Genomic DNA, 19,359 nt, shown 5'->3' on the forward strand with positions numbered 1-19,359 from the left:
GTGTCTTCACTCGGCAAACGCCGCCCCGCACGCTCCGCATCCGGGATGTCGGGGCTATCGCGTGGTGCGCCAACACCTCGAGGTGAGGTGCGTAGCAATCGCTCGGCACCTACTGCTCCAGGGCAAGTCGAGATCGAATCGCTGGCGCACGATGGTCGTGGCATCGCGCATAGGGCAGACGGAAAGGCCGTGTTCGTGGATGGTGCACTGCCCGGTGAGGTTGTTGCCATTGCGGTGCATCGTTCGCGCAAGCGCTATGACGAAGCCCATATCAGCGAGGTGGTGACGCCATCGGGCCAGCGGGTGACTCCTCCCTGTCCTTATGTAGAGCGTTGTGGCGGCTGCGACCTTCAGCATATGGACATCCCAGCACAACGTCATCACAAGGCGAGCGTACTGGCGGAGCTGCTTGATCGGCAGGGTATCCAGATCCGCGGTGAGGTGGAGGTGTTGGCAACTGCTGATCAGCATTATCGGCGTCGCGCCCGACTGGGGGTCAGAGTTGATGCCGAGGGTGGTATCCATCTGGGCTTCCGGGCGCGGCGTAGCCAGAGGCTAGTCTCGGTGGAGCATTGCACGATTCTGGTGCCGGCACTGTCTGAACTGCTACCGACACTCAAGCAATTGCTTGCGACTCTGGAAGCGCCTCGTCATGTCGGCCATATCGAGTTGCTGTACAGTGATCAGGGCGCGAGCGTCGTGGTCAGGCAGCTGCGGCGCCACCCGACTGACCAGCAGCGTTGGCAACGTTGGGCCCAGCAGCGGCAGCTGCATCTGGCGCAATGGATTGGCCGGGAGCAGCCCGCTCTCGAGTGGTTATGGCCGCAGCAGGAGCCGCGGTTGACGGTCACGGTTCCCAGCCTGGCGGGTGATCTGGCTCTGGCGTATGAGCCTCATGATTTCCTGCAGGCCAATAATGGTGTCAACCGGATGATGATCGGTAGCGTGCTTGAATGGTTGGGCCCTGCCGCTGGTGATACTACTCTGCTCGATCTGTTTGCCGGTCTGGGTAACTTCAGCCTACCGTTGGCCAGTGCGGGCTACCGCGTTACCGCGTTTGAGGGACAGGCCGAAATGGTGGAACGCCTGGCCCTCAATGCCGAGAACTGTGGGCTGCACGTAGCTTCGCACCAGCGTAATCTGCATGACAGCGCAGTCGTTGCGGCGTTGTTTGCGGAGCATGCAGCGGACGTTGTGGTTCTGGATCCACCGCGTGACGGGGCAGAGGCTGTGTGCCGCACCCTGGCAGGCCAGGCCTCTGTAACTCGCATACTCTATATTGCCTGCGATCCTGCAACGCTGGCCCGTGATGCGGCATATTTGTTGCAAGGGGGCTTTGCTGTGAGACGTGTCGCGATGGCAGACCTGTTTGTGCATACTTCTCACCTCGAATCCATGCTGCTGTTCGAACGCGAGCAGTAGTCACCAAGGAGTCACCTGAAATGGTAAAGGTGCGTGAAGACCAACCACTGACTGCGGAAGGGCGGGTCGATATTGCTCAGTGGGTCACACGCCTGCAGGATGATGTCAAGCTGACGAATCCCGATGATCTGGTTGCCGCCTGTGATCTGGCCGAGACGCTGGAGCTTGATGCGCAACGCCCACATCGAAGCTGGTTGGTTGATGGCTCCAGTTTTCGGATGGGCCTGGAAATGGCCGACATTCTGAGTGAGTTACGTCTCGACCAGGGAGCCATTGTCGCCGCGGTTCTGTATCGCGCAGTGCGCGAGGACCTGTTGTCGCTGGAGAAGGTGGCAAAGCGTTTCGGTGACGAAGTCGCGCAGCTGATCGCTGGTGTATTGCAGATGGCTGCCATCAGCAACACCCAGACGACTACGCACGGGCTGCAGCAGGACCAACAGGACAATCTGCGCAAGATGTTGGTCAATATGATCGACGATGTGCGAGTGGCGCTGATCAAGATTGCGGAACGTACCTGTGCCTTGCGTCAGGTGCGTGATGCACCACGCGAGAAGCGTCTACGTGTAGCGCGCGAGGTGTTCGACATTTATGCGCCGTTGGCCCACCGTCTGGGCATCGGTCAGTTGAAGTGGGAACTTGAGGATCTGTCCTTCCGCTACCTGCATGAGGATGACTACAAGCAGATTGCCCGTCAGTTGGCCGAGAAACGTCTCGATCGTGACCGCTATATCCATGACGTAGTCGAAACACTCAAGTCACTGATGGCCGCTCAGGGAATCGAGCGTTATCAGGTCGATGGCCGGGCAAAGCATATCTATTCGATCTGGCGCAAGATGAAGCGCAAGCGAATCGATTTCTCTCAGGTGCACGATATTCGTGCAGTGCGCATTCTGGTGCCAACCGTCAATGATTGCTACACCATGCTTGGCATCGTTCATTCACGCTGGCATCACGTGCCTGACGAGTTTGACGATTACATCGCCAATCCCAAGAAGAACGGTTACCAGTCGTTGCATACCGCAGTCATCGGTCCTGAAAGCAAGGTACTCGAGATCCAGATTCGTACCTTTGCCATGCATGAGGAGGCCGAGCTGGGCGTCTGCGCTCACTGGCGCTACAAGGGCCACGATACCAACGCCAGAAGTGCCGGTTACGAGGAGAAGATTGCCTGGTTGCGTCAGGTACTCGAATGGCATGAGGAAGTCGGAGATCTTGGGGATCTGCGTGAAGGGCTGTCCAGCGATGTTGCTCCCGATCGCATCTACGTTTTCACTCCCGACGGTCACGTGATTGACCTGCCGCGAGTGGCGACCCCCATCGACTTCGCCTATCGGGTGCATACCGAGGTTGGACATCGCTGTCGTGGTGCCAAGGTCAACGGCCGTATCGTGCCGCTGACATACCGGCTCAAGACGGGACAGCAGGTGGAAATCCTCACCGGCAGTCAAAGTGCTCCGAGTCGCGACTGGCTCAACCCCAGTCTCGGGTTTGTGCGAACCTCCCGGGCGCGAGCCAAGATCCAATCATGGTTCAAACACCAGGCGCGAGATCGCAATCTCGACGAAGGGCGTGCGCTGTTCGAGCGTGAGATGAAGCGGCTCGACATCGAGGACATGAACCTCGATCAGTTGGCGCGCAAGGTCAACTACACCAACGCCGATGATATGTATGCCGCACTGGGTGCCGGTGATCTGCGCATTGGTCAGGTGTTGCATCAGGCCCAGCAGTTGTTTGGCGAACATGATGATCAGGAACACCTCGATCGTCTGCTCGCCAAGCCGCGCCGACAAGGGACACGAGACCTCGATACCGATATCACGGTACTTGGGGTAGGCAACCTCAAGACCAGCATGGCCAATTGCTGCAACCCGGTGCCGGGTGATTCGATCATCGGCTTCATTACCCAGGGGCGTGGCGTTACGGTGCATCGCCAGGACTGCTCCAATATCCTGCAGTTGCGTATGGATGAGCCTCAGCGAGTGATCGAGGTGGAGTGGGGCGAGCGGGCACAGACCCAGTATCCGGTGGATGTCGAGATCCTTGCCTGGGACCGTTCCGGCCTACTGCGTGACGTCACTGCGCTGCTCGGCCAGGACAAGGTCAATGTGCTGTCGATCAATACTCGCAGCAATACCGACGACGGGATTGCTCGCATGGCGATTACTCTCGAAGTGGATGGGCTGGAAACGCTCGGACGACTGTTCTCGCGCATCCAGCAATTGCCCAACATCATCGAGGTCAAACGACTGCGTAACGCTGCGCGAGGCAAGCCTCGGGATAGCGGTAGAAAAGGACGTAATGGATGAGTGGTGCTCGATATACTCTGGATGACCTTCTGATGTTGATGGCGGTGCTGCGCGATCCTCAGCAAGGGTGTCCCTGGGATGTCAAACAGGATTGGGACAGCATTGTTCCCCACACCATCGAGGAAGCTTACGAAGTCGCCGATGCCATTGAGCGGCGGGCGTTCGATGAACTGCCCGGGGAGTTGGGCGATCTGCTGTTTCAGGTGATCTACTACAGCCAGTTCGGCAGTGAAGAAGGGCGCTTCGGTTTCCACGATATCGTGCATGTGTTGACCGAAAAGATGTTACGTCGCCATCCGCATGTATTTCCCGACGGCCATCTGCAATCACGGCGTGAAGGAGTCAGTGCTGCCGACGTAGAAACCCACCAGGTCAACTCGCGTTGGGAGAGCCTCAAGCAGCGAGAGCGTGAAGCACGTGTGGACACGGGACATGGATATCCATCAGCATTGGATGATGTGCCTCGGGCGCTGCCGGCGATGACTCGTGCCATGAAACTCTCGAAGCGCACTGCGCGGGTGGGGTTCGATTGGCCGGATACGCGTGGCGTGATGGCCAAGCTCGAGGAAGAGCTCGGCGAGATTCAGCAGGCGCTGGATGCCGGCGATAAAGCGCACGCCGCGGAGGAACTGGGTGATCTGCTGTTTGCTGCTGTCAACCTCGCGCGCCGTTTGGGAGTAGACCCTGAACGCTGTCTGCGTGGTACCAACCAGCGTTTCGAGCAGCGTTTCCGCTATCTCGAGTCGGCGTTGGCCGATGAAGGAATACGTCTCGAGGACGCCGAGCTGGAACAGATGGAACATTACTGGCAGGCTGCCAAGCGCGCCAGCAAATGAAGGCCTACCAGAATATCAACAAGGCCTGGCTCACCAGCGACTGAACAAGGCCACCGCGCAGCATAGCGCGGGGCAGGAGAGAGAATAAGGGCAGAGAGCATAAGTTCCATGGGAACAGGGCGTAGAGCCCCGCAGGCTGGTTTGTAACAGGACCAGGTGCCGGAATGTTGATCATCCGGGAATGCCTGCCGAATGCTACTGATACTTCACCTGACAGAATAAGGGAGTCTCCGAATGAGTCATGACCTTCACGAATCGCTGCGCGACAATGTGCGCGTCCTTGGCGATTGCCTCGGACGCACCATTGCCGATGACTTGGGCCCAGGATTTGTTGCGCGCATCGAAACGATTCGTGGCCTGGCCAAGAGGGGGCGTACCGGTGAGCAGGCGGGACAGCAGGAGCTTATCGATTATCTGCGGCGCCTGCCGGAAACCGATCTGCTGCCGGTGACTCGTGCTTTCAACCAGTTTCTCAATCTTGCCAACATTGCTGAGCAGCATTATCGCGCACGCTTCCGTCGTGTGGAGGACTACAAGCCGGGTGTGCAGCCGGTACTTGGCGAGCTGCTGGAACGCGCACGCAATGAAGGACACTCGCCACGCAAACTGGTCGAGACGCTAGCCAACATGCGCGTGGAACTGGTGCTGACGGCACACCCCACCGAGGTTATTCGCCGCACTCTGATCCAGAAGTACGACGCCATTGACGATTGCCTCACCGCAATTGAGTCATCGAGTGAGTACCCCGAGCGTGCTGCGCGCGCCAGGGGACGTCTTGAGGAACTGATCAGTCAGGCCTGGCACACCGATGAAATCCGTCATGACCGGCCCACGCCGGTGGACGAGGCCAAATGGGGCTTCGCGGTGATCGAGAATTCACTATGGCAGGCAGTGCCCGACTTCCACCGTGATCTCGACAACCTGCTGCTCGAGACTGCGGGTGAACGCCTGCCGCTGGATGCTGCACCGATTCGCTATGCCTCCTGGATGGGCGGCGACCGAGACGGCAACCCCAATGTTACCGCGAAGGTGACGCGCGAAGTGTTGCTGCTGGGGCGCTGGATGGCAGCAGATCTGTATCTACGTGATCTCGAACAGCTCAAGACCGAGTTGTCGATGTGGAGCACCAACAGTGCCTTGCGCGCTGAAGTCGGCAACGTCGCAGAGCCGTATCGAGAGCTGCTCAAGCGGCTGGTGGCCAAGGTTGAGGCGACACGCGACTGGGCCAAGGCACAGCTCGACGGACGTAGTTTCGAAGGGGGTCCCGTCATTGAGACGCGTGATCAACTTTATGCACCTCTGCTGGCCTGTTATCGGTCACTGTGTGATGTTGGCCTGGACACCATTGCCAATGGTGTGTTGCTCGATACGCTGCGTCGAGTGGCGGTGTTCGGTGTCACACTGACCAAGCTTGATCTGCGCCAGGAAGCCGGTCGCCACGCCCTGGTCATGGAAGAATTGACCCATGATCTGAAGCTTGGCAACTATCGTGAGTGGAGTGAAGAACAGCGTCAGGCCTTTCTGCTCGCTGAACTGGAATCGGCGCGTCCGCTGATTCCACGCCGCTGGGAGTGCTCGGCGGAAACCCGAGAGACGCTTGACACCTTTGCAGTGGTCGCTTCCGAGTACGGTGAGGCGCTGGGCACTTACATCATCTCGATGGCGGGGCAGCCATCGGATGTGTTGACGGTGGCGTTACTGATGAAGGAGGTCGGGGGCCGAGTCGGAATGCCGATCGCGCCGTTGTTCGAAACCCTTGATGACCTCAACCGGGCGGGCGATGTCATCGAACGTTTGCTGGCACTGCCTGGTTATCGGCAGTTGGTCGGAAAGCGCCAGGAAGTCATGATCGGCTACTCGGATTCTGCCAAGGATGCCGGTCAGTTGGCTGCCGCCTGGGCACAATATCGTGCTCAGGAAGCGCTGGTAGAGGTTTGTGAGCGTCATGGAGTCAACCTGACACTGTTTCATGGACGTGGCGGTACTGTGGGCCGTGGCGGTGGTCCGTCGCATGCGGCGATTCTGTCTCAGCCCCCGGGCTCGGTGAATGGCAGTCTGCGGGTGACCGAGCAGGGCGAGATGATTCGCTTCAAATTCGGTCAGCCGGATATTGCCTTGCGTTCGATGGAAATCTACGCCTGCGCCGTGCTCGAGGCATCACTGTTGCCTCCGCCCAAGCCCAAGGCGGAATGGCGTGGGGAAATGGATCGATTGGCGGACACTGCTCACAATGCTTACGTCGGCGTGGTGCGCCAGGATCCGGATTTCGTGCCTTACTTCCGTGCGGTTACCCCGGAGGGGGCTCTTGGGCGCTTGCCCCTGGGGTCGCGTCCCACTAAGCGCCGTCAGGACGGCGGTGTAGAAACCTTGCGTGCTATTCCGTGGATCTTTGCCTGGACGCAGATCAGGCTGATGTTGCCGGCCTGGCTGGGAACCGGTGAAGCTTTTGCGGGGCGTATCGAGGAGCCTGGTGGTCTCGAAGTGATTCAGGAGATGCGTGACCAGTGGCCGTTCTTTGGCACCTATCTCGATATGCTGGAGATGTTGCTCGCCAAGGCGGATGTCGAGATTGCCACCTATTACGAGCATCGGTTGGTGGATGAGCCAAGCCTCGAGGCACTGGGAGGTCGTCTGCGCGAACGCTTCCGCCGCCTGCACTCCGTCCTGCTCGAAGTTCTCGAGCAGGAGGAACTGCTGGAGAAGACACCACTGATTCGTCAGGCCATTGAAGTGCGCAACCCCTATATCGACCCGCTGCACGGCCTCCAGGCCGAGTTGTTGCAGCGTAATCGCGATGCTGACGGCGCCATCAGCGCTGATCTATCACGCGCACTGATGGTCACCATGGCAGGCATTGCGGCAGGCTTGCGTAATACCGGCTGATACGTGCCTTGATGGGGATCTGTACCGCCCATCCAGAGGGCCATCCATAAACGCTTATTCATCAATGTTGATCCAGAAACGTTGATCCAGAAACGTTAATCCAGAAACGCCCGGCACCTGACCTTGCCGGGCGTTTCCGTATCCAATGGTTCTGAGCTTGATGATTCTGAGCTTGATGATTCTGAGCCTGATGATCCTCGGGGCGAGCACGCGCGTCACTCACGCAAGATGGAAGTGAGCAAGGAAGTGGAATGTACGTAGAAGTGGAATGTACGTAGAAGTGGAATGTACGTAGAAGGAGAGTGACTCAGAAGGAGAGTGACTCAGAAGGGGACGTGAACCGAGGCCGTGACCATATTCAGATGTTCGAGGAGAGGATGGTCAACTTCCTCCATCTCCAGTTGGCCGATCCAGCCGGTGGTCGCCAACCAGCGGGCGCCAAAGCCCTGAACACGAGCTAGACCGCTGTTGGCGTCGTTCTGCAGGGCACCCGTCACAGGATCGCTCGACCACTGGGTGTAGCCGGCCTTGCCATAAAGGCCAAAGGCACCGACACGTAGCCCGGCAATCAGACTGCCGCCGAGACTGATGACATCCTGAACATGTGCGCCGCCAACGTTGGTCGGCACGTTGTCGCTCTCGCGATAACGTAGTTCGGCACCGAGATCGAGGCCGTCGCTGAGTGCGGGTGTAAAGCCCGCCGTGAGACGAAATCCAGAGGTGTGCCCATCCGGGGTATGTACCTCATCTCCCTGCAGTAGCACACCATTATCAAGGCGCACGATTTCCTGAGAGAGAGTGGAGAAGGAGGGGGCGGGGTGTTCGGTAGAGGGCTTGAAGCCCGAGCTGTTGGGTTGCGCGCTTTCGGTTTCCAGCGCGGGGCCCTCGGCGGGAGCCTCTGTCTCCGTTTCTGTGGCTGCCAGAACTCTCCCGGCCAGGCTGGCCAGCAGCAGGGCGGCAACGACAATCCTTTTCACGATGAGTGATGACGACAACATACTGACATCCTGTGGGTCCATGCCCTTGTCGTGCTGGCTGCATCGCAGCGGCTCGACATCACATCCCTTGCGGTGCCTGAGTGGCATTGCATGACCAATGAAATACGAACACCCTCGCAATGTCACATCTTGGCCACCGGCGCATGGCCGTTGTCCGAATGACAGGATTATTGCGAGGAGCGTTCGCACACCTCATGTCAAATTAGCATTAGCTGACCAGGTCTGCCAGATCAGCCCTGGTTGTTTCGTACTTCCAACTCCTGCCAGCGGCTGTCCAGTTGCGGTGTTGCTATGCCTGCTGTCTGTGCGGCTTCACGCAGTGGGCCGAGAATGGCGTCGTACTCGGTAGGTCGGTTGGCTTCGAGATCCTGCAGCATCGAGGCGCGATTGGCCGCTGTGCGTTCAATCACCTGCCAGACCAGATCATGCCAGGGGTACAGCGAGGTACTGGGAGGCGCTGGAACCTTCAAGGCTTGCATCAGAGTGCTGAGCTCATCGAGGGTTGCCTCGACCAGAGAGGAGTAAGGAGTGTCACGCAGTTGCCCATTGGTGATGCGAAAGCGTGCGACCAGAGGGTTGATGACGGCATTGACCACCAGCTTGTGCCACAGGCGAACTTCGATGTCATCAACCGCAGTGGCTGCGAGGCCAGCGTGGCTCAATTGCTCGGCGAGCTGCACGGCCACTTCACGATAGTGGCCGTTCAAATGGCCAATCACGGTATGACCGCGTCCGGCATGAACAACGTGACTATCGTCAACAACATAGGCGCCTTCGGTAGTCGAGGCACAGAGTACCGGGCCCATCCAGCGGTTGGAGATAGGGTGCTGAACGCGAAATCCGTTCTGCCACAGCACCAGAGGTATATCCACTGGCAGGTGTGGTGCGAGCGTTTCAAAAGCGTTCATGGTCGCCCAGGATTTGGTGGTCAGGTGTACGACCATGTCCGGGCGAATCGGGGCATGGCTCGGTTCCATCAGAGTGGTGATGCGCAGTGGTATCCGCTTTCCATCCGGAGTCTCCAGACATTGCTGCTCAGGCAGAGTGCGGCGGCCCAACAGACTCACCGCGGCACTATCCTGCACCGTTCTCTGTAGAGACAGTGCCAGCAGACGACCAATGGCACCGGGGCCGACGACCATATGTGCAGGTGCCGGTAGATCTGGAGACTCCAGACGTTCAGCCGTTGGGGTTCTGGAAGCATTCATCAGGAGTCCTTCGGAGAGCGACGCTGGCGTCGAGCAGGGGCGCTGCTGGAGCGAGACTTGCGCTGGCTGGAGCTGGACTTTGAACGGCCGCTCTTGCCAGTGCGTTGCGTGGTCGTCGAGCGACGCCGCTTGCGCGGGGCGGCAGCATCGGGAATGCCCTGATGGCGGCGAGCCTCGCCCAGGGCTTGTGCCAGCCGCTGAGTGTCGGCGGCCGCCACCAGTTGATGCAGGTCGGTAACGAGGGCATCGAGGAACGGCGCCGGGTCGCCCTGGTTGGCGATGTCTTCCAGACGTTGCTCCCAGACAGCGGTGCGCTCAGGGCGGCCTACGGCCGGAGGCACGGAGTGGATCAACGCTACTCCCAACTGCGTGGCACGCAGGGCCTTGCCCTCACGTACCAGGTAGCAGCGATCGATCAGGGTCTCGATGATGTTGGCTCGAGTGGCCTCGGTGCCGAGTCCGTCGGTGTCGCGCAGAGTGCGACGTACCTCGCTGTTCTCGACATAGCGGGCGATATTCATCATCGCCTTGATCAGACTGGCATCGGTGAAGTGTTCTGGTGGACGCGTCTGCTTGTCCTCGACTTCGGTATCCAGAACCCGGCAGCTTTCTCCCTGGCGCAGGCTGGGCAGCGGCGGTGTTTCCTCACGGGTAGTAAATAGCGGCTTCCAGCCAGCAGCGATGATTTCCTGGCCAGAGGCGCGGAAACGCTCGTCGAGGATATGGAACTCTGCCTTGACCTCACATGTTTCCAGCGGTGGGTAGAACTGGGCCAGTACGTTACGTGTGATCAGTCGATAGACGTCAGCTTCCTGTTTTGACAGACGCGCTGGGTCAAAGGGCTTTCCGGTCGGTGAAAGAGCATGGTGAGCCCCGACTTTGCTGTCATCCCAGGCCCTGGATCGCAGGCTCATATCGGCGTTGTTCAGCCAACTGCTAAGGACTGTGTCCCTGGCGCAGGCGCTGGCCAGCAGGGCCGGCATCCCGCCAAGGTGCTCTCGAGGCAGGTAACGGCAGTCGGAGCGTGGATAGGTAATCAGTTGATGACGTTCATAGAGTCGTTGACAGATATCCAGCACGGCCTTGGCCGATAGGCCGTGGCGGCGCGCTGCATCGACCTGGAGTGCCGATAGTGAGTAAGGCAGAGGTGGCGGTTGGCGACGCTGACGACGGTCCAGCTCCGCGAGTCGTCCCTCGGCGCCTTTCAGGCGGGCCGCCAGCTCGTCCGCTGGGGGGCGTTCCAGTAGACGGCCACGGTCATCGAGACGATGATGCTCGCCGGGTACCCACCAGGCTTTCAATTGCCCGGCGGACACCGCGAGCTGTGCCCACAGGACGTAAAACGGGTAGGGCGTGAAGTCGCGGATCTCCTCGTCACGCTTGACCACCAGGCCCAGTACCGGGGTCTGCACTCGCCCGATGGAAAGCACGCCATCATGGCCGGCCTGGCGACCAATCAGGGTCCATGCGCGGGTCAGATTGATACCGTACAGCCAGTCGGCACGGGAACGAGCTTCTGCCGCCCGATAGAGCGGCAGGTAACGGGCATTGTCCTCGATGCGTGCCAGTGCTCGCGTCACCGCTGGTCGGTTGAGGTCACTGATCAGCAGGCGCGAAATCGGGCCTTTCCAGCCAAGATACTCGATCACTTCCTGGACCAGCAGTTGGCCTTCGCGATCCGGATCTCCGGCGTGTACCACGCTGGAAGCACGCTTGAGCAGACCGCGCAGCACGCTGAGTTGCCCACGCGCCTTGGGGCGTGGCACCAGCTTCCATCGTTGCGGCACAATGGGGAGATGGTCTCGTCGCCAGGTCTTGAAGGAGGCATCGTAGGCATCCGGAGGGGCCTGCTCTAGAAGATGGCCGACACACCAGCTGACGATAGTATCTCCGGCTTCGAGGTAGCCCTCACGACGTTGTGCAGATGCAGGCAATGCCTCGGCGATGGCGCGAGCCAGGCTGGGTTTTTCCGCAATGATCAAACGCATGGAAACGAGATATCCATAAAGAGATATGTATATTCTTCCAGTATGTTGCAAGCGATGCCAGATTTACCATTACACTTGCTGTGTACAAGTATCATATCGGTTTTTATGGCACCCTTTGTGAGCTCTGGTCGGCAGCTTGTTGAGCTCTGGTCAAAAGCTTGTTGAGTTCTGGTCGGAAGCTTGTGTAGTGCATGGTCTTGCGGTTTGTAGGCGATGGAGATTTTTCCGTGCTGCCATTTTCTCCAGGTGGCGACCAGACTGGACCGAGCTCGAAAGGAATGGGCTGGTGTCACTGAATAATGCCACGGATGGAATTATTCAGAGGATCCCTGGTGCTTTCCGAGTTATCAGCGCTCTGCTGCTGATATCATGGGCATCGATGAATCACGACGGGAACCTGGAAGGCTCCGGGTTGGTTAAGTTAGATACAAGTATGCAGGAACTGCTGCATGTCAGGCATCGTAGGGCGGAACTGCCCATGATGGCCTGGTGCTGGTAGACTGTGTCGCTTTTTGAGTTTGGAGAAGGCAATGCTGGCAGTATGGGTGGATCAACTGCTGGGCTTTGCCTCGGGCGCCCTCGCAGCCATTCGACAGGACGAACGTTATCCGACCTTGATGCGTTGGGCGAGGGAGCAAGGCCCGGGGCGAGTAGGTGGAGACAAGGCGTTGGCGCAAGCGCTGGCGCCGGAACTGTGGTCGCAGACGCCACTGGAGCGCCTCGGATTTGCCTGCGAGATGCTCGCGCGTCCGGGGCGTAATGAGCCCTGCTGGTGCGATTCGGGCCGCAAGATGAAGCAGTGCTGTGGCGCTGTCAGTCTACCGGGGCATCTGCCGCCACACCTGATGTGGATGCTGTCGCTGCGCGAATGGAAGGGCAACACCCTCAAGGCAGCGCTGGCCAGTGGTAGAGCACCGGCTCAGGCGCTACTGGAAGCGGGTCTGATCGCTGCGGAATCAGGGCAACGTGGTCGCGCTCAGCAGATACTCGAGTCGTTGTTCGACAATGCTGACTGGGACCGACTACCTGAACAGGCGGAACCAGCCTTCGAAATTCTTCTCGACCTGTTCCAGGAGCGTGGCTTCTACCGCAAGCGCGAGGCATTACTCGACGAAGTGCTTGATCGTGGGCCGATGTTCCTGCGTGGTGTAGCGCTGGAACGTCTGTGCCTGATGCATCTGGACAATGACGACCTGGACAGTGCGCGCTCAGCCTTTGTGCGTGCCCAGCAGGCGCTTCCGGATTCGCCGACGCTGGCGTATATCGAGGCCATGCTGTTGCTGCATGAGGGGCATGAGGAGGAGGCCGTCGAGCGTTCCCGCTTCTGGCTGCGTCGTTTGACTCGCAGTGGTGAGCTCGACGCCGATCAGTTGCAGTTTCTTGCCGATCTTGCCGACAATCCCGGTGCCACACTGGCGGATCAATTGCTGAGTGCCGAGGAGGACCTTGGCGAGCCGTTGGTAGGGCTTCAGACCCTGCTGGCGGAGTTGACGCCACCACCTCCGCTGCATGTTGAGCAGAAGGACGGAGAGCTGGTTTATCACTCCTCTGCGCGTGAGGACACCTTCTACGCAGCCTTCCATGAGGGCTTCCAGGTGGAGGTCGACCCTGACGCCGCCATGGGCTTTCTCGGCGACCCCTGGGTCAATGCCGGTCAGTGGCTGCCGGTTCTGTGCTCCAGCCCGGAGCAACTGGACTCACCGGCCGTACTGCAGTCCCTGGCGCTGGCGCTGACCAGTCGCTTCGGTAGCTTGCCGTGGATGGCGCCGAGTCTTTTCGAACCGCTGGCTGAGCGTCTGGAACGCTGGTTGATCCAGATCCGTCAGGCCGGTGAAGGACCTTTCTCCTGGGATCGTGGTGACAATGCTCAGCTACTGCGTGCCGGCCTGGCATTGGTAGTGGGAATGGAGCGTGGCTCCCGTCAACACTCACGTGAGCTGGCTGAACTGCTGCTGTCGCTGGACAATGGCGATAGCCTGGGGCTGCGTGAGCTGGTACTGGATCAGCTGTTGCGCGAAGGTCGCAATGATGAAGCGCTGGAAATCAGTCGAGAGGCGCTGGCCAGTACCGCGGAAGATGAGCCGGTGGCCCTGTTGGGTATGTACATGGGGCAGGTGCTGGCGTTGTATCGCCTTGGTGAACTGGACGAAGCTGCCAGTGCGCTGGAGCGTGCGAGACGCCACAACGGCCATGCTGTCATGTTGCTGTGTGCCGATAATCCCAGGCCAGCCAATGTGGCATCCAATATCACTGGCGCCGAAGTTGAGCCCGGTACCAGAGCCGAGGCCTGGCAGTACCGCACCCTGATGCGGGATCAGTGGCGCAGCACGCCAGGTGCGCTCGATTGGCTCAATAGTGTCGTGTCTCGCAGTTAACCTTGTTGCGTCTGCTCGGTGGTGCCTTCCTCAGTGGTGGGCACCAACTGATGACGCCAGATGTTCCATGCCATCAGGATCGCCGGAATGCCCATTATCGAGGCAATCACGAAGAAGCTGGTGTAGCCGAAGTCAGTGACCACCAGACCGCCGAAACCAGACAGGAATTTGCCCGGCAGAGTCATCAGCGACGAGAAGATGGCGTATTGGGTGGCGGTATAGCCGCGTGATGTCAGGCTCGATAGAAAGGCCACGAAGACCGCACTGGCGAGCCCGTTGCTGAGGTTGTCGCCAGTGATGGTGATCACCAGCATGGCAATGTTGTCGCCACTATTGGCGAGTACTGCAAACACCAGATTGGTAGCGGCAGTCATGATCGCCCCGAGCACCAGAATGCGGCCGATGCCGTAGCGAGCCACCAGCAGTCCACCCAGCAAGCCCCCCAATAGACTCATGATCACGCCGAACACCTTGGTGACATCGGCGATGGTCTTCAGGTCGAAACCCAGGTCGATGTACAGCGGGTAAGCCATGGATGCCATCGCCAGGTCGCTGATGCGGTACATTGCGATAAAAGCCAGCAGGTAGAAGCCGAATCGGCCATAGCGTTGCCACAGGTCGACAAAGGGGCTGCGGAATAGCACCAGCCAGGCGCCGACACGCTTGGCGGCACGTCCTCTATGGCGGTGAACGCGAAGGTAGTGGCGCAATTGCGGGTCACTGCGGAAGGTGGATGAGCGTGAACGGCGTGTTGGCTCGGGACGCAACAGTACCGTCAGCATCCCGATCCCCACCAGAACGGCCATGGTCAGGTAGGCGAAGTGCCAGGACCAGTCCTGAGCGAGGTGCAGGGCGCCGGCGCCGGCCATGATCAGGCCGCCGCGATAGCCGATGATATAGGTGGAAGCCATCGCCGCCTGCAGATTCTCTTCGGCGGACTCAATGCGGAACGCATCGATGGCGATATCCTGGGTGGCCGAACCGAAGGCGACCATCAAGGCAAAGCCTGCCACCAGCCATAGCTGATTGACTTCGCTTCCGGCGGCGATGCTCGACATGCCGACCAGCCCTATCATCATCAGTGCCTGCCCACAGAGCATCCAGCTGCGTCGCTGCCCCAGCCAGCGAGTCAGCAGGGGGATGGCCACGCCATCGACGACCGGTGCCCAGATGACCTTGACCGAGTAGATCAGGCCGATCCAGGAGAAGAAGCCGATGGCAGCGACTTCCACGCCGCTGGAGCGCAACCAGGTTGTCAGGGTAGAGAAGACCAGCAGGAAGGGAAGACCAGCAGAAAAGCCCAGAAACAGCATGGTGACGACGGGAGCCTTGAGGTAGATCGCCAGGCTGTCGCGCCAGTTGCGCTGTCGTAAGGTGTCGGGCATGTAGAAGACTCCGGGCTGTTCATGAAGAAGGTCAACAGGATCAGTGAGGCCGCAGCTCACGATCCATAGATGTTAGAATGTTCGTTTAACGGACGTTGCTCGACAGTGTCACCGATCACACTCTGACGTTTGGCTATCGGAAACGATGCAGGCGTCGCTCATTGCTGTTCGGTGACAGCGTCGTGCGGCTGTCATCACGGAATTGTTACAGAGCCGCGTTGGCGATACCACCCACCCGGGCCTCGTCCTTGGCGATGCCCGGCCTGGCAATGGTACACCGCCTGCGGCGGGATTGATGGGAGAAGCATGAGTCATACCGATCAAACCACTGACACGCCAGACGATGAACCACCGCGCTGGTATGTCGTTCAGTGCAAGGGGGGCGAGTCATTCCGTGCGGCCGAGCATCTGGCCAACCAGAACTATGAATTGTTCCACCCCGTGCTGGAAGTACAGAAGAAGCGCCGCGGGCGTCTTGAATGGGTGCAGGAACCACTGTTTCCCCACTACCTGTTTCTGCGCCTCGATCGCGTGGCCAGCAACTGGCGTCCGATACGCTCGACGCGCGGTGTTCTGCGTATCGTGACATTCGGCAAGGCCATGCCCGTCCCGGTCAGCGATGAGTTGGTCGATCTACTACGCCAACACGGTGTCACGCGTAGCGAGGATCCGCGACAACTGTATTTCCGGCAGGGTGAATCTGTAGATATCACCGAAGGCCCCTTCAAGGACCTGCAGGCAGTTTTCGAGAGTCACAAGGGTGAAGAAAGGGCGATCGTGCTGCTCAACCTGTTGCATCGTCAGCAGCGTCTTGAAATGCCAGTTTCGCAGCTCAAGCGCCACGATTGAGCAGGCTCCCCGACACTCATACAGCACTTCAGGTCAGACTTTTGGCCAGATTTCTGGCCAAGATATCCTGGCCGTCACACTTGATTCGGAGTTGAAGATGAAGATTGCCTCACAGCAGGTCGTGAGCTTGCATTTCGTGCTGACCAATACGCTCAATGACGTACTGGATGACTCGCGCCAACGTGAGGAGCCGCTGGAGTACCTGCATGGTCATGACAACCTGTTGGCAGGCCTGGAGCGCGCTCTTGAAGGCCACGAGGCGGGAGATCAACTCAACGTCACCCTGGCGGCAGCCGAGGCATATGGTGAGCGTGATGAGTCGCTGGTACGCAAGGTGGGACGACAATCCTTTCCGGTATCCGAGCTGAAACCGGGAATGTGTTTTCAGACGCCCGGCGATGCCGGTCCTCAAATCGTCACGGTGGTCGAGGTTGAGGGAGATAGTGTGACCATTGATACCAACCATCCATTGGCGGGCCAGCCCCTCAACTGGCAGCTCGAGGTGCTGGAAGTACGTCCCGCGACACGCGCAGAACTGGCAAAGGGGCATCCATTGCCGCCGGGAACCGAGGCTTCTGCCGTTGAAGATCGCAAGGTGCTCTAGGGCTATAAGCTATAAGCTATAAGCTATAAGCCACGAGCCACGAGCCACGAGCTACGAGCTACGAGCTACGAGCTACGAGCTACGAGCTACGAACCATTAGCCATGAACCTGGTTGCCCATCCCTATGATGAATTGACGGGCGGTGACTGTGAATTTGATGCAGATCATTATCGCTGGTTGGCGAAGCAAGTAGGATAGCGACATCGACATCACGCAGAGATTGCCGTGTTGAGGCAGCTCTCTCGATGACCGTCATGGTCAGTTCGGTCGCCATCGCCATTGGGATACATGGTCACTTGCGACGTTCATCTTCGCAGATACCGAACTGTCGTCCTTCGTCAGGGGAGGGGGACTCAGAACCCCCCTTTTTTCAACCGACCCTTATTGGGTCGGTTTTTTTTGGTGATGATTTTTTCTGGCGGGATGTTTGGCAGCAAGCTCTGCACTGCTCTCATTGCTTGAGAGCAGCGACTGATGTCGTGGAGTAGGCTGTGGAGTGGACCGTGGAGTAGAGAGAAGCGTCGGCGCGCGGGGCCCGCCGACGCAGCAGATCAACGCTGAATGGTATTGCGCAGGAAGTCGACAATTCCGTCGAGGGCTACCATGGTCGCCTCGCTGTCGCGGCGACCCTTGTACTCCAGTTCACCGTTGTCGAGGCTGCGGTCTCCCACCACCACACGGTGCGGAATGCCCATCAGCTCCTGGTCGGCAAAACGCACGCCAGGTCGCAGGTCGCGGTCATCGAGCAGGACGTCGTAGCCAGCTCCGACGAGAGCATCGTGCAGGCGTTCAGACTCCTCGCGTACACGCTGTGACTTGTGCGCGTTCATCGGTACGATCGCCACCTGGAAAGGCGCCAGGGCATCCGGCCAGGTGATGCCATTGTCGTCATGGTTCTGCTCGATGGCAGCGGCAACCACACGGGTCACACCAATACCGTAGCACCCCATCCACGGATGGATAGCACGGCCTTCATCGCCAAGAACCGTCGCATTCATGGCTTCGCTGTACTTGCGTCCCAACTGGAAGACATGGCCGACTTCGATGCCGCGCTTGATCGCCAGCACGCCCTTGCCGTCCGGAGACGGGTCGCCTTCGACGACATTGCGGATATCGGCGACCTTGGGCAGAGGCGCGTCGCGCTCCCAGTTGATACCGAAGTAATGCTTGCCATCGGTATTGGCACCGGCACCGAAGTCGCTCATCAATGCCACGCTGCGGTCGATGATGATCGGCATTTCGAGGCCGACCGGTCCCAGCGAGCCGGGACCTGCGCCAACCGCGGCACGGATCTCGTCCTCTGTTGCCATGGTCAGCGGGGTCGCGACTTCCTCGAGATGCTCCGCCTTGACCTCATTGAGCTCGTGATCACCACGAACCAGTAGTGCCACCAGACCGCCCTGTTCACCACGTACCATCAGCGTCTTGATGGTCTTCTCGATGGGCAGACCATGCTGCTCGACCAGGGTGGCGATGGTTCTGGCGTTGGGGGTATCGACCAGTTCCATATCCTGCTGGGGGGGCGGGCGTTGGGCGTCGCTGCCCAGTGGGGCCGCCAGTGCTTCGGCCTTCTCCATATTCGCGGCGTAGTCGGACTCGGTGGAGAAGACGATATCATCCTCGCCGGAGTCGGCCAGCACGTGGAATTCATGGGACCCGGTGCCACCGATGGAGCCGTTGTCGGCGATCACCGGGCGGAAGTCGAGGCCCAGTCGCGTGAAGATGCGCGTATAGGCGTCGTACATCTTCTGGTAGGTTTCCTGCAGCGATTCCTCATCCACATGGAAGGAGTAGGCGTCCTTCATGATGAACTCGCGGGAACGCATGACACCGAAGCGCGGGCGGATCTCGTCACGGAACTTGGTCTGGATCTGGTAGAAGTTGGCCGGCAACTGCTTGTAGCTGGAAACCTCACGGCGCACCAGATCAGTGATCACTTCTTCGTGGGTCGGGCCGACGCAGTAATCGCGCTCATGGCGATCCTTGAGGCGCAGCAGCTCCGGACCATACTGTTCCCAGCGGCCAGATTCCTGCCACAGCTCGGCTGGCTGAATCGCAGGCATCAATACTTCCTGCGCCCCAGCGCGATCCATTTCCTCGCGCACTACGCGTTCCACCTTGCGCAAGGTCTTCAGGCCAAGCGGCAACCAGCTATAGAGGCCTGACGTCAGGCGACGAATCATGCCGGAGCGCAGCATCAACTGGTGGCTGATGACTTCAGCGTCGGCAGGGGTTTCCTTCATGGTGGCGATGAGAAGCTCGGTGGCACGCATGGGTCCGGAATTTCCTTCAATACGTAAAGACAGGTCGCCCCTGTTCACAACGGCGACGGAATGAACCGCATTGTACGGTGATCATGAGGTGGCGGCAAAAGTCATGAGTTCGGGCCAGCGTTGATATTTTGACGTTCGATCGCCTCGGAACCGGTGGTAATATCCATCCACTTGAATTGAGTGGCAGATTGCTCACGGTTTCGCGACCTCGATGGTCGTGTGCGAGCGGCAG

12 protein-coding genes are annotated in these 19,359 nt (G+C 59.3%); 7 read left to right on the top strand and 5 right to left on the bottom strand.

Annotation, left to right across the window (positions count from 1 at the left end; translation table 11 throughout):
- From AR456_RS07860 to ppc, 4 genes are all read left to right on the top strand, one after another.
- Positions 1-1,422: a TRAM domain-containing protein gene (locus tag AR456_RS07860; protein ID WP_031208779.1), complete on the top strand. Its 1,422-nt coding sequence runs from the start codon at positions 1-3 to the stop codon at positions 1,420-1,422.
- A 20-nt stretch (positions 1,423-1,442) separates the two neighbouring features.
- Complete coding sequence (gene relA, locus AR456_RS07865; protein ID WP_021820839.1) at positions 1,443-3,728, top strand: GTP diphosphokinase; 2,286 nt, start codon at positions 1,443-1,445, stop codon at positions 3,726-3,728.
- Complete coding sequence (gene mazG / locus AR456_RS07870; RefSeq protein ID WP_021820840.1) at positions 3,725-4,564, top strand: nucleoside triphosphate pyrophosphohydrolase; 840 nt, start codon at positions 3,725-3,727, stop codon at positions 4,562-4,564. Before relA ends, mazG begins: the two co-directional genes overlap by 4 nt.
- Positions 4,565-4,798: 234 nt before the next feature.
- Complete coding sequence (ppc, locus tag AR456_RS07875) at positions 4,799-7,447, top strand: phosphoenolpyruvate carboxylase (RefSeq protein ID WP_021820841.1); 2,649 nt, start codon at positions 4,799-4,801, stop codon at positions 7,445-7,447.
- A 323-nt stretch (positions 7,448-7,770) separates the two neighbouring features.
- Here ppc and AR456_RS07880 read toward each other — a convergent pair whose 3' ends face one another.
- From AR456_RS07880 to AR456_RS07890, 3 genes are all read right to left on the bottom strand, one after another.
- The gene (locus tag AR456_RS07880) at positions 7,771-8,532 is read right to left on the bottom strand and encodes a hypothetical protein (protein ID WP_155829371.1); all 762 of its coding nucleotides are present in this window, start codon (positions 8,530-8,532) and stop codon (positions 7,771-7,773) included.
- 143 nt (positions 8,533-8,675) lie between these two features.
- Positions 8,676-9,653: a ketopantoate reductase family protein gene (locus tag AR456_RS07885; protein ID WP_021820844.1), complete on the bottom strand. Its 978-nt coding sequence runs from the start codon at positions 9,651-9,653 to the stop codon at positions 8,676-8,678.
- Positions 9,653-11,641, bottom strand: coding sequence for a DNA topoisomerase III (locus tag AR456_RS07890; protein ID WP_021820845.1), 1,989 nt, complete (start codon positions 11,639-11,641; stop codon positions 9,653-9,655). The genes AR456_RS07885 and AR456_RS07890 overlap by 1 nt, the downstream gene beginning before the upstream one ends.
- 530 nt (positions 11,642-12,171) lie before the next feature.
- Here AR456_RS07890 and AR456_RS07900 point away from each other — a divergent pair.
- On the top strand, positions 12,172-14,016 hold the full coding sequence (locus AR456_RS07900; RefSeq protein ID WP_021820847.1) for an SEC-C metal-binding domain-containing protein: 1,845 nt from the start codon (positions 12,172-12,174) through the stop codon (positions 14,014-14,016).
- Here AR456_RS07900 and AR456_RS07905 read toward each other — a convergent pair.
- A complete protein-coding gene (locus tag AR456_RS07905) occupies positions 14,013-15,401 on the bottom strand; it encodes an AmpG family muropeptide MFS transporter (protein ID WP_021820848.1) in 1,389 nt (462 codons plus the stop codon). The two genes, AR456_RS07900 and AR456_RS07905, sit on opposite strands and share 4 nt — an antisense overlap.
- A gap of 306 nt (positions 15,402-15,707) precedes the next feature.
- Here AR456_RS07905 and rfaH point away from each other — a divergent pair, with 306 nt between their 5' ends.
- Positions 15,708-16,250 (top strand): transcription/translation regulatory transformer protein RfaH, encoded by a 543-nt coding sequence (gene rfaH, locus AR456_RS07910; protein WP_021820849.1) that lies wholly within the window; start codon positions 15,708-15,710, stop codon positions 16,248-16,250.
- Between the two features lie 97 nt (positions 16,251-16,347).
- Positions 16,348-16,854, top strand: a complete 507-nt coding sequence (locus AR456_RS07915; RefSeq protein WP_021820850.1) for an FKBP-type peptidyl-prolyl cis-trans isomerase — start codon at positions 16,348-16,350, stop codon at positions 16,852-16,854.
- A gap of 551 nt (positions 16,855-17,405) precedes the next feature.
- Here AR456_RS07915 and AR456_RS07920 read toward each other — a convergent pair.
- Positions 17,406-19,127: a proline--tRNA ligase gene (locus tag AR456_RS07920; RefSeq protein WP_021820851.1), complete on the bottom strand. Its 1,722-nt coding sequence runs from the start codon at positions 19,125-19,127 to the stop codon at positions 17,406-17,408.
- Positions 19,128-19,359 lie beyond the last annotated feature (232 nt).

The organism is Halomonas huangheensis, from assembly GCF_001431725.1.
Lineage (GTDB): Bacteria > Pseudomonadota > Gammaproteobacteria > Pseudomonadales > Halomonadaceae > Halomonas > Halomonas huangheensis.

What these genes read in the sequence shown, in the direction of transcription:
- AR456_RS07885 (WP_021820844.1), bottom strand. Translation starts at nt 9,653, where the DNA reads ATGAATGCTTCCAGAACCCCAACGGCTGAACGTCTGGAGTCTCCAGAT.
- AR456_RS07880 (WP_155829371.1), bottom strand. Translation starts at nt 8,532, where the DNA reads ATGCCACTCAGGCACCGCAAGGGATGTGATGTCGAGCCGCTGCGATGC.
- rfaH (WP_021820849.1), top strand. Translation starts at nt 15,708, where the DNA reads ATGAGTCATACCGATCAAACCACTGACACGCCAGACGATGAACCACCG.
- AR456_RS07890 (WP_021820845.1), bottom strand. Translation starts at nt 11,641, where the DNA reads ATGCGTTTGATCATTGCGGAAAAACCCAGCCTGGCTCGCGCCATCGCC.
- relA (WP_021820839.1), top strand. Translation starts at nt 1,443, where the DNA reads ATGGTAAAGGTGCGTGAAGACCAACCACTGACTGCGGAAGGGCGGGTC.
- ppc (WP_021820841.1), top strand. Translation starts at nt 4,799, where the DNA reads ATGAGTCATGACCTTCACGAATCGCTGCGCGACAATGTGCGCGTCCTT.
- AR456_RS07905 (WP_021820848.1), bottom strand. Translation starts at nt 15,401, where the DNA reads ATGCCCGACACCTTACGACAGCGCAACTGGCGCGACAGCCTGGCGATC.
- AR456_RS07915 (WP_021820850.1), top strand. Translation starts at nt 16,348, where the DNA reads ATGAAGATTGCCTCACAGCAGGTCGTGAGCTTGCATTTCGTGCTGACC.
- AR456_RS07920 (WP_021820851.1), bottom strand. Translation starts at nt 19,127, where the DNA reads ATGCGTGCCACCGAGCTTCTCATCGCCACCATGAAGGAAACCCCTGCC.
- AR456_RS07900 (WP_021820847.1), top strand. Translation starts at nt 12,172, where the DNA reads ATGCTGGCAGTATGGGTGGATCAACTGCTGGGCTTTGCCTCGGGCGCC.
- mazG (WP_021820840.1), top strand. Translation starts at nt 3,725, where the DNA reads ATGAGTGGTGCTCGATATACTCTGGATGACCTTCTGATGTTGATGGCG.